General features: G+C 56.3%; 8 protein-coding genes, 1 tRNA gene and 1 pseudogene. 3 read left to right on the plus strand and 7 right to left on the minus strand.

Annotated features, from left to right (window positions below; genetic code table 11):
- Positions 1 to 59: 59 nt before the first annotated feature.
- Both BLT03_RS02925 and BLT03_RS02930 read right to left on the minus strand, forming a co-directional pair.
- Complete coding sequence (locus BLT03_RS02925; protein WP_092740202.1) at positions 60 to 692, minus strand: DUF6806 family protein; 633 nt, start codon at positions 690 to 692, stop codon at positions 60 to 62.
- Between the two features lie 13 nt (positions 693 to 705).
- Positions 706 to 797 (minus strand) — tRNA-Leu (locus BLT03_RS02930).
- A 733-nt stretch (positions 798 to 1530) separates the two neighbouring features.
- Here BLT03_RS02930 and BLT03_RS02935 point away from each other — a divergent pair.
- Together BLT03_RS02935 and BLT03_RS02940 are read left to right on the plus strand one after the other, a co-directional pair.
- Complete coding sequence (locus tag BLT03_RS02935; RefSeq protein WP_092740204.1) at positions 1531 to 4059, plus strand: tetratricopeptide repeat protein; 2529 nt, start codon at positions 1531 to 1533, stop codon at positions 4057 to 4059.
- Between the two features lie 447 nt (positions 4060 to 4506).
- A protein-coding gene (locus BLT03_RS02940; RefSeq protein WP_092740206.1) for an IS3 family transposase occupies positions 4507 to 5600 on the plus strand; the annotation gives its coding sequence in 2 pieces (ribosomal slippage) (positions 4507 to 4768 and positions 4768 to 5600; 1095 coding nt in all).
- Here BLT03_RS02940 and BLT03_RS25145 read toward each other — a convergent pair.
- Genes BLT03_RS25145 through BLT03_RS23730 form a run of 3 tightly spaced genes read right to left on the minus strand, consistent with a single transcriptional unit; the run spans position 5538 to position 7338 of the window.
- Positions 5538 to 5840 (minus strand): transposase, encoded by a 303-nt coding sequence (locus tag BLT03_RS25145; protein WP_139160299.1) that lies wholly within the window; start codon positions 5838 to 5840, stop codon positions 5538 to 5540. The genes BLT03_RS02940 and BLT03_RS25145 overlap by 63 nt on opposite strands.
- Complete coding sequence (locus BLT03_RS02945; RefSeq protein WP_092740208.1) at positions 5816 to 6199, minus strand: IS5 family transposase; 384 nt, start codon at positions 6197 to 6199, stop codon at positions 5816 to 5818. The genes BLT03_RS25145 and BLT03_RS02945 overlap by 25 nt, the downstream gene beginning before the upstream one ends.
- A gap of 59 nt (positions 6200 to 6258) precedes the next feature.
- Complete coding sequence (locus BLT03_RS23730) at positions 6259 to 7338, minus strand: hypothetical protein (protein WP_139160300.1); 1080 nt, start codon at positions 7336 to 7338, stop codon at positions 6259 to 6261.
- Between the two features lie 95 nt (positions 7339 to 7433).
- Here BLT03_RS23730 and BLT03_RS02950 point away from each other — a divergent pair.
- Positions 7434 to 7726: pseudogene (locus BLT03_RS02950) on the plus strand (transposase); the annotation flags it as partial.
- 223 nt (positions 7727 to 7949) lie between these two features.
- Here BLT03_RS02950 and BLT03_RS02955 read toward each other — a convergent pair.
- Together BLT03_RS02955 and BLT03_RS02960 are read right to left on the minus strand one after the other, a co-directional pair.
- Entirely contained in the window at positions 7950 to 9173 is a 1224-nt protein-coding gene (locus BLT03_RS02955; protein WP_139160301.1) for a Swt1 family HEPN domain-containing protein, read from the minus strand.
- 229 nt (positions 9174 to 9402) lie between these two features.
- Complete coding sequence (locus BLT03_RS02960) at positions 9403 to 14391, minus strand: NACHT domain-containing protein (protein WP_092740212.1); 4989 nt, start codon at positions 14389 to 14391, stop codon at positions 9403 to 9405.
- Between the last annotated feature and the right edge of the window lie 561 nt (positions 14392 to 14952).

A 14952-nucleotide genomic window follows, 5' to 3' on the forward strand; every position in this document is an offset into this window, starting at 1 on the left:
GAATACTGGCAGCCACCTAGTGCAAGGCGGCCGCGCGCTTCATTAAAAAACCGGCGTTTTCAGTGGAGATGGCGCGGCCGGCGGCCACCGCTGCCCCCATGACCACCCCCCGACCCGCCGCTGCCGCGCGGAGGCTTGCCGATTTCGAGCGAGTTCACCAGGGCATCGAAACGCTGCGAGAACAGCTTGTCGATCTCGGCCACCACACCGCCCAGCTCGGCGCCATCGAAATGGCGTTCCATCATGTTCACGACGTCTTGAACGAGCAGATCGCGCTGCACCTGCATGATCGCAGCGGGTGTCGGGCCGACGAACAGCATCACGAAGTCGTCGCGTGCTTCGGTGCCGTCGTCCTCTTCGTCTTCATCGAAGTCGGTGTCGTAGAACGTGACCTCGATGGCCGCGCCCTGCTCCGACAGTTCGTTGAGGCTCATGCACATTTCGTCGAGCGACTGGCGAAAGTCCTCGTCGCCGCGCACCGTCCAGCAGATCTGCAGCATGTGCTCCTTGGCATCGAACTGGATGCCGGGCTCTTCCTCGTACGCGCTGGCGGCCCCGTCGGCCAGCGAACGGGCGCCAGCGTACTTCCAGAGGGGCTTCAGGGCTTCTTGCAACTGGTCGAATCCTGCATCGGCACGCAACTGGACCTGACCATGGACATGGATTTCAAAGGGAGCGTTGTAACTTGACATGATCGAATCGTAGTGGTGCCCCGAGCCGGGGTCGAACCGGCACGCCCCTTTTCAGGAAGCGGCGGATTTTAAGTCCGCAGTGTCTACCAATTTCACCATCGGGGCGCCTGCCGCGCGGCGCGCGCCTTGCATTCAAGCGTAACCCGGGCCACGCAGGTGCGCAACGCTCCAAATACGGATCGGCCATCCCGAAAGAACAACCGCCGCACGCAATAAAAAAGGGAAGCCGAAGCTTCCCTTACAAAACTGGAGCGGGAAACGAGATGCTCGCTCCCGACCTAACTCCTTGATCCATAAGAGGTTTGTCAGACACCCCTCCTTTGGAAGACCTCTATTATGTACTACTTTTGCGAGACTGGCCAACTCACCAGATCAAATCTATTCGACGCACCCCGCCTCGGGCTCAAATTCACTACAAGCTGAGGCCTCGTGCCTCACTTCTCATTACATAGATAGCTGCGGAGCGCGCTGCTGATCCTGCGTACGTTGCTGATCCGTGGCCTGCAGCTCCAGTGCGCGGCGTTGGTTGATCGACTCCAACTGGTCCAGCCTATCTTGGACGGGGCGCTGCGCCGCCTCCACGGTCGGCAAGTGTTCGCGCAAGGAGGCGGGAATCGCTGAAACCGCTGGGCAAGGGAGTCAATACTTTGTTATTCATGCGCGTTGCCCGGTACCGATTCGTGGCTTAAGACAAGGATTTGCACCTAAAGGCAATCTGATGCTCAACGAAACGCTTGTTCAGGCGTGACGCTGTTGGTCACCGAAGACAAGAAGGTCAACTCGCAATGTTCCATCCCAAGCCATAGATCGCTCACAACTCTGCCACAGTTCACCGCCGATGATCGATTTCAATCCCGCGACCTTCGAACTCCATTTCCGAGCTTTGGTGGCCCATCCCGACTCGGATCTCGAACTGGACGAGCTTGACGATGCGCTCCAGCAGGCAACGGTTGAATCCGAGGACGCGAGAGCCTGCGCGTACATTACCGTCGAAGTGCTATCAAGCGAAAACCGTCCAGAGGCCTTGGCCTACGCTTTAAACACTGCCGTGTGCGCAAGTTGCATGTCCGGGGACACCGAGCGCGTCAGGCGATACCTTGCACAACTCGTCGACTTGACCATTGTGGGCGGCGTCGACATGGCGGCGCTATCGGCTGCGGAGAACGTCGGCCGCCTGCTGCCGGGCAACGCCAAGGCCGACCACGTGCCCCACGTGCTCTACGAGGTAGTTCGGTTGTACGAGCAACTGGGGCAAATTGACAAGGCCATCAAGAACCTCATTGCCGCTGCGAACCTTTTCGCCGACTTCGGCGCATTCCAGCCGGCCTACCAGTCCCTGGGGCAAGCGGAGGAGTTGGCGCGCGATTACCGCTTGCTCCAGCCGTATGCGGATGCCATCGGTGCGCTTCACGCGATCTGCCTGCAGGAGGAGGACCACGTCTACGCCGAAAAGGTCTGGCCGACGCTGGTGCAAAAGTACGCCGAACTGGGAACGCCCGTGCCGGCACATCTGGCCGTCAATCGCGCAACGGCTCTGTTCCAGACCGGAGACCTTGCCGCGGCCCGGATAGCCTATGAGGATATCCTCGCAGCGATGTCGTCGCGCGATGCCGCGCGGCCCGCTGTGCTCATGAACCTGTCGGCATGCCTTCGCGACCTGGACGAGCCCGGTCTCGCCAGAGCGCGGATGTGCGATGCACGCACGCTGATGTTGTCGCTCGATAACGTTGATCCTGAGCATCGTCTGGAGATGGAGCTGATCGCATCACGGAATGCCATTGCCGGAGGCGATCCCGCCGAGGCCGTCGCATGCCTACAGCGTGCCGCTGCACATCTGGAGGCGGGGGTTGCCCTGGCCGAGAAGTTGCATTACCGGCGCGGATTCCGCGACCGCTATATCCGACGAATGGAACGGCTGCTCTCCGACCTCCCCGTCGCCGGTCGTGCCGCGGATGTCGTCGGCGTGATCGCCGCCACGCGCGCCAACCGCGTGTCGGATTGGCTGAACTTCCTAGAATGGGCGGCGGCCCTGGCTGCCAAGCTCGCCCCGCACGAGCGCGAAGAACTCGAGCGCTTGGTTGATCACCTCGCACACCATGGGTCGCCACACCTGATGGGCTATCACGAGAAGTACGACGATCCGATGTCGGCCATTGCGAAGCCCGATCCCTGGCGCGACATCGCCGAGTACGCGGACAGGGCGAGTGCCAGGCATGGCATCGGCCGGCCCTTTCAAAACGCGACGTCCGAGCGCAGCGTAGCCGTCATTGTGCAAAGGCTGAACGAAGGCTACGCCCTCCTCGTAAACCTGCTCACCGCCGACCATAAGCTGCTGCTGCTGCTCGGAGAACGGTATGTCCTGTGCACGTTGCCAGAGGTGCAGACCCGTGAGTTCTACGAGGCGCTGGCGCGGCACCGCCAAGACCCGGGCAAGGCAACCACAAAGGCGCTCGGCCAAACCATCGACGGTTACCAAACAGCGCTGCTGGACGCACTCGCCCCCGTGCTGGACGAACTAGCGGTGTCCAACTGCAAAGGTGTCATTTTCCTTCCAGATGGGATGGACTTGACGCCGATCAACCTAGTGATGGTGGGCGATCCGCGGATTCGGGCCCGAATGGCTGCTGGTGGATTCGATGTGCGCACCTGCATCGCGCTGTATCCCGCTCAGCGCGTTGCCAGTGCGCCCGATGCCTGCCTGGGCATTGTCGGAAGCGATTCCGACCTTCAATACGACCGCACGGACGTCGAGGAATTCTTCCGGGGCGCCGGCACAGCCGGGACTGTGCTGGAGAATCCGGGGTGGGATGCGTTCGCGGATCGGATGGCCTCGACGGATGCGCTTTTTCTGTCCCATCACGGCGTCTCCGTCGGCCTGTACACGGATCCGTTCTTCGCGGACATGGCAGGGCATGGCAAAAAGAGCGTCATGAGCCTGATGAAACTCCAGGGCGCGACCTTTCGGTGGCCCCATCGCCTCGCGGTTCTGGGCACCTGCCACAGCGGAAGCCTCGTCAACCGCAACCAGCAGCAGCGATTTCGCGCGCACGAATTGATGGGCTTTCCGGTCGTTTTCCTCCTGAATGGCCGCTCGGAAGCCCTGGCCGCGTCGTGGGCGATCATGGACCGATTCAACCTATTGTTCACTTCGCTCTTCGCACCAGGGCTGCGCGACGTTCATCCCTCGCAGGCCGCGAGTACCGCACTGGCCAAGCTCGTCGACCTCCCAGTCCAAGAGCTTCCGGCCCTGCTGCTTCGCGCATTACCAACGGGGACGCAACTCTCGCCGGGTTTGGTGTTGCAGATGGATACATTGCGGCAGCAGCCGTTTTGCTACGGCGCGTACCAGGTATATACCCTGCTGTAGTCTTCCAAAATTAGCATACTGCCCAACGACCGCTGCAAATGATGGATTGGAACGGTTCCTCGGCCCACACCTGTGTGACAACCATTCAAGTACTAATGGGAACTTCTGGCCCATACCAGGAAGATATAGGCCGATCACTGACACGATGTTTATGTTGCTGGGTTTGATCGTCGGCTTCGCTGGAGTACGCGCCTCACGTGCGGCTATTCCGGACTTCTGCAACAGTAGGCGACTCGATATGGCTTCCAAGACCGAGGAGCGACGTCAACGGTCATCTGACAAACGGCAATCAATGCTAACGGTAACAATGACCGGTGGCGCGTTGCGCTTCAATTCTAGGTTGCCCTTGTCCCTGGACTCCACCCCATAGGAATTGTCAGCCTCCCGTAAAATTGATCCAGCCATAACTAGAGGTCTCCGGCGCACTAGCCACCAAGGAGACCACCAATGCGCGAGAGCAAGTTCACCGAGAGCCAGATCGTCGCCACGCTGAAGCAGGTCGAGGGCGGTCGCCAGGTCAAGGATGTCTGTCGCGAGCTGGGCATTTCCGATGCGACGTACTACGTCTGGAAGTCCAAGTACGGCGGCATGGAGGCCGCTGACGTGCAACGCCTCCGCGACCTGGAGACTGAGCACAACAAGCTCAAACGCATGTACGCCGATCTCGCGATGGAAAACCATGCATTGAAGGATGTCATCGCAAAAAAGCTGTAGACCCGGCGCATAAGCGCCCGCTTCTTGCTTGGCTCATCGAGCAGCATGGCTGGAGCGAGCGCCGGGCTTGTGCGGTGGTTGGCGTGGCTTGCTCGACAGCACGTTATCGGCGCCGTCCCGATCGGGATGAGGAGGTTATTGCGCTGTTGTCCGAGTTGGCCGAGCGTTTTCCCGAGCACGGATTTGGAAAGCTTTTTCAGATCATCCGTCGTCGCGGACATGTGTGGAATCACAAGAGGGTCTGGCGCGTGTACTGCTTGATGAAACTCAATCAACGTCGCCGCAGCAAGCGCCGGGTAACGACGCGTCATTCACATGATCGACCCAATGCTGGATGGTCGATCGATTTCATGTCCGATGCGCTGTGGGATGGTCGGCGTTTCCGCACGTTCAATGTCATCGACGATTTCAGTCGGGAAGCGTTGGCCATCGAAGTCGACCTCAACCTCCCGGCTGCTCGAGTCATCCGCACGTTGGAACGTATCGCGGCGTGGCGCGGCTATCCGAGCAAACTTCGTCTGGACAATGGCCCGGAATTTGTCGCTTTGGCCATGGCCGAGTGGGCTGAGCGCAAAGGCATCGCATTGGATTTCATCGAGCCGGGACGGCCGATGCAAAACGGTTTCATCGAACGCTTCAACGGCAGCTACCGGCACGGCGTGCTGGACATGTATCTCTTCCGCACCCTGAGCGAGGTCCGCGAACAGCCCGAGCACTGGCTGGCCGACTACAACCAACAGATACCGCACGGCAGCCTGGGCGGGCTAACGCCCGCCGAGTTCCGCGATCAACATCAACCGCAGACCTCTAGTTTTAGCTGGCATTGAATTGCGGGGAGTCGACAAGATCACCACCTGTGTGCCCCGTCGCTGCAACTCCTGGATCAGCCAATTTGCATCGAAGGCCTTGTCAGCCAGCAATGCATCCAAGCGCACGTCCGCGATCAACGCCTTCACCCCGGTGATGTCGTTGCGCTGCCCGGGCATCAGGATGAACTTCACCAAATTGCCCAACGCATTCGTCAAGGGCAGAATCTTCGTGGTCAGCCCCCCGCGTGAACGACCAATGGCTTGGCCCGAAGTCCCCCTTTTGCACCCTGGCCATGTCGATGCACTTTCACAATGGTGGCATCCACCATCTCATATTCCATATCCGGCTGCTCACTCACCGCATCAAACAGAGCTTGGAATACATCCGCCTTGACCCAGTCCCGAAAGCGCTTGAACACCGTGTTCCACTTTCCGAACTCCTCAGGCAGGTCTCTCCACGGACTGCCCGTTCGGGCAATCCACAGCACCGCTTCCACGAAACGCCGTTTGTCCGTTCCACTGCGATCTGGATCGCTTGCTTTGCCTAGGCAATTGGGCTCCATCTTTGCCCACTGCGCGCCTGCTAATACCCATCGGATGTCATCTTCCGATTGCATCACATCTTTCCACGCAATTGATTTGATTCTCAACAACTCCTAGGCAATTTCAATATAAATCATTTCCGCCTGAAGTACTCAAGCCCTCCTTCTATTCCTTCAATTAAACAACCCAAAACATTTCTAAAGCTTGACTCAGAGTCAATCAATATTGATTTTTTTGTTTTTGCAAGAAAAACACTATCAACAAAGAAAAATAATGTTTCACCATCATCACTGATGAAGCCATTGCTATTGTCGACAGCAATAATTGGGCCTATCTCCCAGCGCCGCTCCAAAGGGCATAACTCAAGACGCCCCTCAATTGATTTGATTTTTAAATTCTCACCAAGGCTGTCGAAGTCCATTTCCAATATATCCCGCAAAAACCCATCCTTCAAAAAAATTGACTTATAGCTGCTAATTTCAAAAAAGGAATAAATTCTCCGTTCTTGAGGATCTGGAAACTCTTCTATCCTACGCATAATTCTAGGAATAGAGTTGTGCTTAAGATAGTTATTTATATCAAGGTAAATATTATATCTTACACCAGTGTTAGACGATGGATTGCAGTACAGGAATCCCATGCAATGATGATACTCAGATATCTTATCATCAAAAATGAAACAATTATTAACTTGATCGAATTTAAGCTCAATTCTTTTATTTTTCAGAACTCCGTATGCGTTGAGTGTTGTTGAGATGGCATCCGCCACATAGCCAGTCCAATAGTCATGTAAATTAACTTGACCAATATCCATTCCGCATGAAGCAGACAGTCGTTCTTCAAATTTTCGCCTGAAGAGATCTAATGATAGAATATCCTTTTCTTCTTTCTCTAGAGTGCTATTTTCTATCAAATATTTTTTTCCGATGAGGCGGTACTGAACTCTTGTTATTTTTTCAAAATCAACTCCAATATTTATCATGCAATAAATGCAATAGTAGTCTATCAGCGTCGCCATTGAGTTCAAGAGGGCGTCATTTAGAGCTTGATCCAGGATTTCCACCTCCTTATCGGAGCTGGAGTTTCTGAACTTTAAAAAATTATCTAAGCATACCTCATGAGTTGATTTTTTTTGACTGGCGAGGGCATAGATGCTTTTTATCTTTTGCAAGACATCTGCCTCCACATTTTTCGCCAAAAAATCTCTTTCCATTACTCGCTCCTTATTTTTAATTTATCACGACGTCCACCCAATTTTGAGTAGCGCCTCAGTTTGGAGTCCAATTCCCTGCCCCGAGGAGATTGGGCGTGAAGAAACGTTTTACTGACGAGCAGGTCATCGGCTTTCTGCGCGAAGCCGAAAGCGGCGTGGCGATCAAGGACCTGTGCCGGCGCCATGGCTTCAGCGAGGCCTCGTACTACCTGTGGCGCAGCAAATTCGGCGGGATGAGCGTCCCCGATGCCAAGCGGCTCAAGGACCTCGAGTCCGAGAATGCTCGACTGAAGAAGTTGCTAGCCGAGCAGCTGTTCGAGAACGACCTGATCAAGGATGCGCTGCGAAAAAAGTGGTAAGCGCACCGGCGCGTCGTACGCTGGTGCGCGAGTGGATCGGGCGTCGCGCAGGGTCAGCGCTGTGCTCAGCCAGCGCCTGGTCGCGTTCAGCTCGCGCATCCAGGCGGCGCACTCGCTGACTGCGCCGGCCGGTCAAGTTCCCCGAGCCTCCTCTCATCGCAGAGGCTATTAGGGCTTGTTGTAAGCGCCTGGAACTCGCGCTGCCTGGTGCCAGCTACGCTAGGGCAATAGCAAACCACGGTGATTCAGCAACTACTCAGATCCAATCGCCTTAAGAACACGCTTTGTTTCGACCAGCAGGAGGAGTTCGTCATCCCGGGTAATGAGTCGAGCGTGCATGGTCGCGATTCGTACCGGGAATAGACGCTGGAGCGATTCGCGAATGTCTTCCGGGCGGCCGAAGATGTTACTGAACACCGCATTCCAGTTGTCCTTCCGCTCGATGATTCCCTTGTAGTCGCTGAAGTCCGCATACTCGATAAGCGGCTGCTCATCCTGCCCCGCTTTAATGGCCTTATCCCTCTTCTCGGTCCATGCGTCAAGCATTTTGGCGGGGAGCTGCCGCTTCATCCAATGCTCACCGAAAGCTGCCTTCATGGCACCCTCGATGAACCGTCGCAGCGCGATCTCGAAGCGCTGCAGGTGCTCAAAGGCTACGCGTGCCCGAGCTAAGCCATCCTCCTCTTCGTCCAGAGATTCGCTCGGATCCAATCCCCGCAGACCTGCAATTCGTAGTCCTTCATCGAACGCAGACGGAGTGAAGTCCGTTAGGTTGGAATCGAGTCCGCGTTCTACGTAGAGTCCGGTGCGGAGCACCGGATCGACTAATAACTCAGGCTCTACACCGAGCCAATCGCGCCAATCGCCCAGGCTAGACCGCAGCACATCACCGAGGACAGGGTCGAAAGGGCGCAAGTCCTCAATGCCACGTCCCATGGCAACGATTTCCGAGAAAGCCTTGGTTGATGCAAACGGCTCTTCGATCTGTAGCCAAGGAGAATGCATCCTCGCCATAGCCGCAGCAAGGCTCTCCTCCGAACCGAACACCGCGGGCGGTATGCTGGTTGCGGTCAGAGCGTCATGAGCCATTCGGCTCAACTCGGATGCTCTGGGCAGTCGGAACAGGCTCTCATACGACTGCTTCGCCTCAAGGGCCACTTTTACTGACTGCCGGAGGTCCAAATGCTCCTCGAGAAGTCCGAGGCGCTTCTCATCCTCAAGCGGGCCCGAAAGCAATTTAGCTTCTTGATCGAGCTCCCGCAGCATCTTGGCAACACCTCCCACGTCTACCAGGTCTGACAACAACTTGCGGCGCTCCTCCTCCTGGTAAAGAAAGTCTATGGTCGCAGAAGCGATGCCGAGACTTTTGAGGGGGTCGTCACGACAACTGAGGAGCTGCCGCATGTCGCCCAAGGGATCCATGAGGCGACGGAGCGACTCCTGCTGTTCCCACATGCGCCGGAATTCATCAGACATCACGTCACTCTCAGAGTTGCGGTTACTTAAGCATCAAACGAACAAGCAGGTTAATTCCGTTGAAGCGGAGAGTTTCTGCACGTAGCCAGGAGCGGACGACCCGCAACCTATGAAAGACTAGCCTATCCAATTCCAGAGCTCCCAGGATTGCCTACTGCTACTGTGCCGAACCTAAGTATGCCGTACCCCACCCCACTCTTAGTATTGAGATACGCCATAACATCCGACTCTACAGGGGAGATGCTAAATCAGGCTCGCGCACCGCCACTCTCCTTGATGCACTTGGCCATTCCTTAAGAAATAAGTAAACCGATACCGCCCAAGGAGTTCCCCGACCTATCGCAGCATCAAGCCCATCTTCTGGAGGATCGTGAGACGCTACAAACTGTGAATTGAAACGATCCATCAATGCTTGGACATGCTCTTCGATATCCCATCGCGTACCGGCCATCAGCGAGATGGCTGTCAGTGACAACGAAGGATTTTCCGATTCGAGCCAGCGGACAAGCGACGATTTAGATCCCTCCCACTTGGCCCAGAGGCGCAGCACATTAATGTCCTCAGCTCGATATTGCCATGTTGCCATTGGCTCCGAGAGAAATTCGACTGCCGCTTTCTCAGCATCTAGCGCATTGCTCATCAAAATCGCGACAAGCAGCCGATCCCGAATACCAAGTTTGGTGCGTTCATCAGGGAACAACGAGCGGCTCCAAGCAGCCACCTCCCCATATGGCCAACCTAGGGCCACATGCCCAAGCACACCATCCGACAAGTGACGTGACGCGTTCTGTAGAACTCCAAGCAACGATGAAAGCTCGGACCAGATGTCCTCTTGGGAAGAAAACTGGGCTGCCAGAACACGTGCAGCTGCGCAGGCTACATCACCATGATGGCCTCTTCCTATGCTCTCTATGAGCAGAGATCGCAACGACGGACTTTGGGGGCGATGCTGTGCAAAGGCATCAAAGTACGCGGAGCCGATCAAATCGGGCGCCCCCTTCTCAAAATAGTTTCCAAGCATCTGCTCCAGGAATGGGTTTCGCTCGAATAAGGCGTCATAGCCAGATCGAACCAGTTCTGCCACAGGAAGTTCATCCTTGACGTTATGCTCCAACAGCAACGGCCTGAGCACTTCCCAATGCTCAATTAGAGCTCCGACCGACACTGGGTCTCTTCCCTCCCATTCGATGAGCCCATGCGTCCAATCGGACCTGCCATTTTTGACCAGGGCCGAGACGATTCGCGGATAGACCCCAAGCTCCAGCAGGGCCGCCAAGGCGGTCCTGCGTCGCACATCCATGTATGTGCCATTGGAATCCAGCTCGGGCAGCAGGAACAGTTCCAACCGTTCGGCCAATACGGGGTCACTCTTGGCGGCCCGGGCGCGTGCCATTAGACAGCTCGCCCTGACCGCGCTGTCCTCTTCCGCCAACGGAAATGGCGTCATCTCGATGACCGCAGTAAGATCAGTAGCCCGCTCATGCAGGACAGAAGCCACGGCCATCCTTACATCGGAAGGTGCCGGTACTGCCGCAGCTAGAAGGCGCGATGCAACCCCGACGACATCCTGAAAGGATGTTGCAAAGCTCCCGGGGTTTGGCCCATCGATGTTGGCCAATGCATCCTCGAGTATCTCCATGCTCTTGGGATCGTCTGGAAAGGCGCTCGCGAACCGACCTTGAAGCTCTGTCCGGTGGTAGTACCAGACTTTTGCATTGTCGAGTAGCGTCCTCGTGAACCGCTTGGTCTGTTCATCAGGGTACTCATCAAGGAGAGCCATGACGGCACCGACCTCCCGGGACGCGACGGTTTCTTGTGCGATTTCGCGAAGCCACCCGACACGCTGATCGGAATCCGGGAAAAGAATCTTTCCGAAGCCTCCTAGGGGCGCTGCCACATCGATGCAGCCACTCGCCCAGTCCTTGAGTTTGCCTCGTACCACCTCATCCTCCCCCCATCCGCGATGAAGGGCGATAGCTATCCAATATCGACCACGTTGATCCGCTGCTTCATATGAGGCTATGAGTTCGTTCTTCGCTGCTTCGTCACCGAGTGCGATCATCGCGTAAGCCGTCTGCGGGTCCCACAGCACATGCTTGTACTTTTCCCGATCCTCGCTCAAAGCGCTCCGAATTGCGGCCGAAATTCGGGCGTTCCCGCGAAATCCCAAAGATATATCTTCCCAGATACGGTCCTGACCGAACGACAACGCTCGACCAAATCTCATAACCAACGAAGCCACAATCTCTGCGACTTCGAGATCCCCAGGGTAACAGCGGACGAGATATAGAAGTGGCAACTCGACGTTCATCGTCCCTTGTAGGTTGCTCAACCGTTCTATCAGAAACTGGCGTAGCCGCTGGTGCCTTGGCCATCCCTTGCATAACAGATCAATCGGCTCATGGCGAATCCAGAAGTCCAATGTATTCGTAGCCCACAGCATCCAGAGCCGGTTAAGGTCTGCATCGGTCTGCTGCCCACGCTCGATTCGGATACGCGATGCCACCAAGAACAATTCGGCATTGACAGTTTTTCCATTCGCATCGGCACACTCTGTGGCCACCTCCAACCACTCCAGCCTACTCGCCAATCCATGTAGCGCAGCAGCCCGGACTTCAGGCTGAACGTGACTGATTGCGAACGTTCTAAGGGTGGTCAGAGCATCGTCGGTATCAGCGAAAACATGGGAGAATGTTTCGGCAGCTGCGCGACGACACTTGACCTCTTCGTCTTGGAAAGCGCGAATAAGCGTGGATCGCAGGGCTGGGGAGGGCGTCCATGCCTTGAATGCAGTCAGCAGCGCCTTCCGTTTAGAACTCAATTGGCCGGGAAGCCATCGTTGGATTGCGGATCGACACTCGCCTCTCACGGGTGTTCCCAGCGCGCCAACCACGATGCTCTTGGCCAATGCCGTTCGCAACTCGACGAAAGGGGAAGTCTCCACCTCTTTGATGGCTTGCTCAACGATTCGACGCGCTTCGCTGACTGAAAGCCCTAAATCCGAGGTTGCAATCTCCGTGCGCAGTTCAATCGACTGCGTCCGAAGCCATTCCTCGGCAGCGCCTAGCTCCTCCAGACGCTGAGATGCCCGGCTGGCGAGTACCTTTTCGCCCCGCTCGCCCAGAATTCCGAACCAGGCAATCAAACTTTCACGCCAAGCCGGGTTCGTCCAGATGCCGGCCATCCATGCGAGTTGGTCTTCGTGCGGTTCGCGCGCAACCGATTCAGCGGCCAGATACTCCTGAATACTCAAGTGCAAGAGGCCAAGTTCTCCCGGCGAACGCTCGACCAAGACCCCATACTGGCTCGTCAATTGGCCAACGGCTTCCCCTGCGATCCTCCGTGCCTTTGCGGCCGACTCGCCCAAGCCGTAGATATCGTCTATCAGAAACTCAGTACAGACCTGCTCGCACCGCTCTCTCACGAGGGAACGAGTCGGCTGCGATTGCATTTCCCGAGCTAGTCGTATGAGCATCTCCCTGAGATCTGCAGGCTTCAGACCCAAGGAACTTATCGGCGCCGACGTGCCACTTGCTTGCGCACGGGCGGCAGGATGCTTCGAAAGCAGCAGTTCCACGATTTGCCTATAGGCCTCGACCCGAGCCTCGGGAAGCTGATGGGAGAACCTGAAGAGTTGGATCAATGACTGGCATAGCAACGGGTTGCGGGCTAGTTCGAGCGTTTTCGGACTGCCACTTGCCTCGCGCAGGAATGCTTGCGCCCGACGATGGCCCAGCTTGCCCCCTTCATGCATGGCCTCGGGTACGTCATCAGGAACTGCTTCCAAGAAGTCGAACCAGCGCGTAGCGAGCTCCTCAATCTTCTGGTTGCTGAAAGGAGCAAGCGTCGCAGTTGCCCACGCTGGGGGTATGCCGAGGGTTCTGTAGCTTTGGGGGCGGCCAGTACAGATAACAAACGCATCATAGGACTCGAGAAATGTCAGGATGCGATCGAGCGCTTCGCGCCCAGCGTGCTCGTCCGTCGCCTCGTCCAAGCCATCGACAAGAAGCAGGACTTGCCCGCCGCGCACCGCTCGCTGGAACAGCGGGTAAACATCCGCGAAACTGTACTGATGAAGCCATTGCCGGAAAAAATCATCGATGCTAGTGCCCTGCTCCCGACCGATGGCCGCTGAAAACCGGGAGAACGACATCCATATCGGTAGACGGGCAGAGTGGCCAGAATCCAGTGCCTCGAGATCCAACCTTTCCGGTTTGAGGATAGACAAAGCAAAGTACCGAAGAAGCGCGCTCTTCCCGTAACCTGGCTCGCCAAGAACGACACACCTCCTCCGGTCCCTCAACCAATCGAACACCGACCTCCTGATTTCATACGTCGTCGGATTTGCTTTCGAAGATCCCGTAGTTACTTGACCCCTGACATCTCCAGCCGGCTCTCCGTCCCGGGTTGATGCTTTCGTCGTCGAGTGGTTCACTGAAACCACATCAACTTGAGTTCGCTCGACGACATCGGCCATGACGTAACGATCGCGTAAGTCCAGGGGCGAGCTCCGATCTGTACGCAAGCCTGGATCGTGCTGCAAGAAAAGAACGGAGTAGAGATTTGCTAGCCGGGCCCGAAGAGCTCCGAGCTCGTAACCGTTCAATCGATCCCCGAGGCTAATAGCCGCATCCTGGCCATTGAAGCTGGACACCCAGGCGCGACCAAAAAAATCATCGACAATGTCCTGATGGATTTTTAGACGCTCGCAGATTAAGCCCGCCGCTGATCCATCCCAGACCGACAACGCAATATTCCGCTCTGCCAATCTGCCTCGTGCGCGGCCCACTGCATCCTGCAACTGGGTGTTCTGGAGAGACGCAGAAACACATAAGACAAACTCGCTAGTGCTCTCCACCCATTTCCCCGAAAGGAACTTGTCCACGGCGGAAGCAACGTCCACAGCATCGAATCCAGATACCTTCTTGCACTGGTAACAAACCCTATGCGCAGGCTGCCCCGAACGCACTGCGATGATGTCTATACCGCCCTGCGATTGTCCCGGCATGCCATAGGCAGAGCAGTCAATGACGTTATCCTCCCTTCGAACCAACCGAAGAATAAGACGTTCAAAGTCTTGCCACGACAATTCGCCAAGGGGCAGGGATTGCTCACGAGTCTCGACGGGCGGTTTGGGTTCAGGACCAGTCGGTGGTTCTTGCAGCCACGATGGTGCCTCGCTTGAAAGGCGAACCACTGAACTGCCAACAACTGCCATTCGATCCTCTCTCTTCTATTCCCTACACTTGATGTTGCACATTAGCATCGTCGCGCTGGAGGTTAAACCAATCGCCGGACAACAGTAGATGACATCCGGGTTGTCCGCGCAGCAACTCGTAGCACCCTACGAGTTGCTGCCGATGGGCCTTCCGTTACCTGCAAGAACAAAGCAGAGTACATTCTTCGATGTTAGCGACAGGCAGTTTCGAGTCGGCAGTAGACGACTCGATACGACATCCAAGACTCAGGAGTGACATCCACGGTTATCGAATCCACGGCAACCAGGGCTCACGATATCCATGACCTTCAGGCTGTAGGCCTTCAATTCTCGGTTGACCTAGTCCCTGGACGCCAACCCATAAGAATCAGGGTCGCGCGCAATTCGGATTGTTCTGCCTATACAGACGCGTTGCCCCCAATATCAAGCTCAATCAAACATGGCCTTGATTGCAAGGTAGCGCTCCGACAGCGCAGATGCATCTTCCCTGCCCGCAGTCGTAGTCCTGGAAGACCGGCGCCCAAGCCAAGCATCTGGTCATGGTCACGCAAGGCGCGCGGA

The sequence above is a fragment of the Paracidovorax valerianellae genome, from assembly GCF_900102625.1.
Taxonomy (GTDB): Bacteria; Pseudomonadota; Gammaproteobacteria; order Burkholderiales; family Burkholderiaceae_C; genus Paracidovorax; species Paracidovorax valerianellae.

Coding starts and splice junctions, on each gene's coding strand:
- BLT03_RS02945 (WP_092740208.1), bottom strand. CDS start 6,199: ATGCAATCGGAAGATGACATCCGATGGGTATTAGCAGGCGCGCAGTGG.
- BLT03_RS02925 (WP_092740202.1), bottom strand. CDS start 692: ATGTCAAGTTACAACGCTCCCTTTGAAATCCATGTCCATGGTCAGGTC.
- BLT03_RS02935 (WP_092740204.1), top strand. CDS start 1,531: ATGATCGATTTCAATCCCGCGACCTTCGAACTCCATTTCCGAGCTTTG.
- BLT03_RS02955 (WP_139160301.1), bottom strand. CDS start 9,173: ATGTCTGATGAATTCCGGCGCATGTGGGAACAGCAGGAGTCGCTCCGT.
- BLT03_RS02960 (WP_092740212.1), bottom strand. CDS start 14,391: ATGGCAGTTGTTGGCAGTTCAGTGGTTCGCCTTTCAAGCGAGGCACCA.
- BLT03_RS23730 (WP_139160300.1), bottom strand. CDS start 7,338: ATGGAAAGAGATTTTTTGGCGAAAAATGTGGAGGCAGATGTCTTGCAA.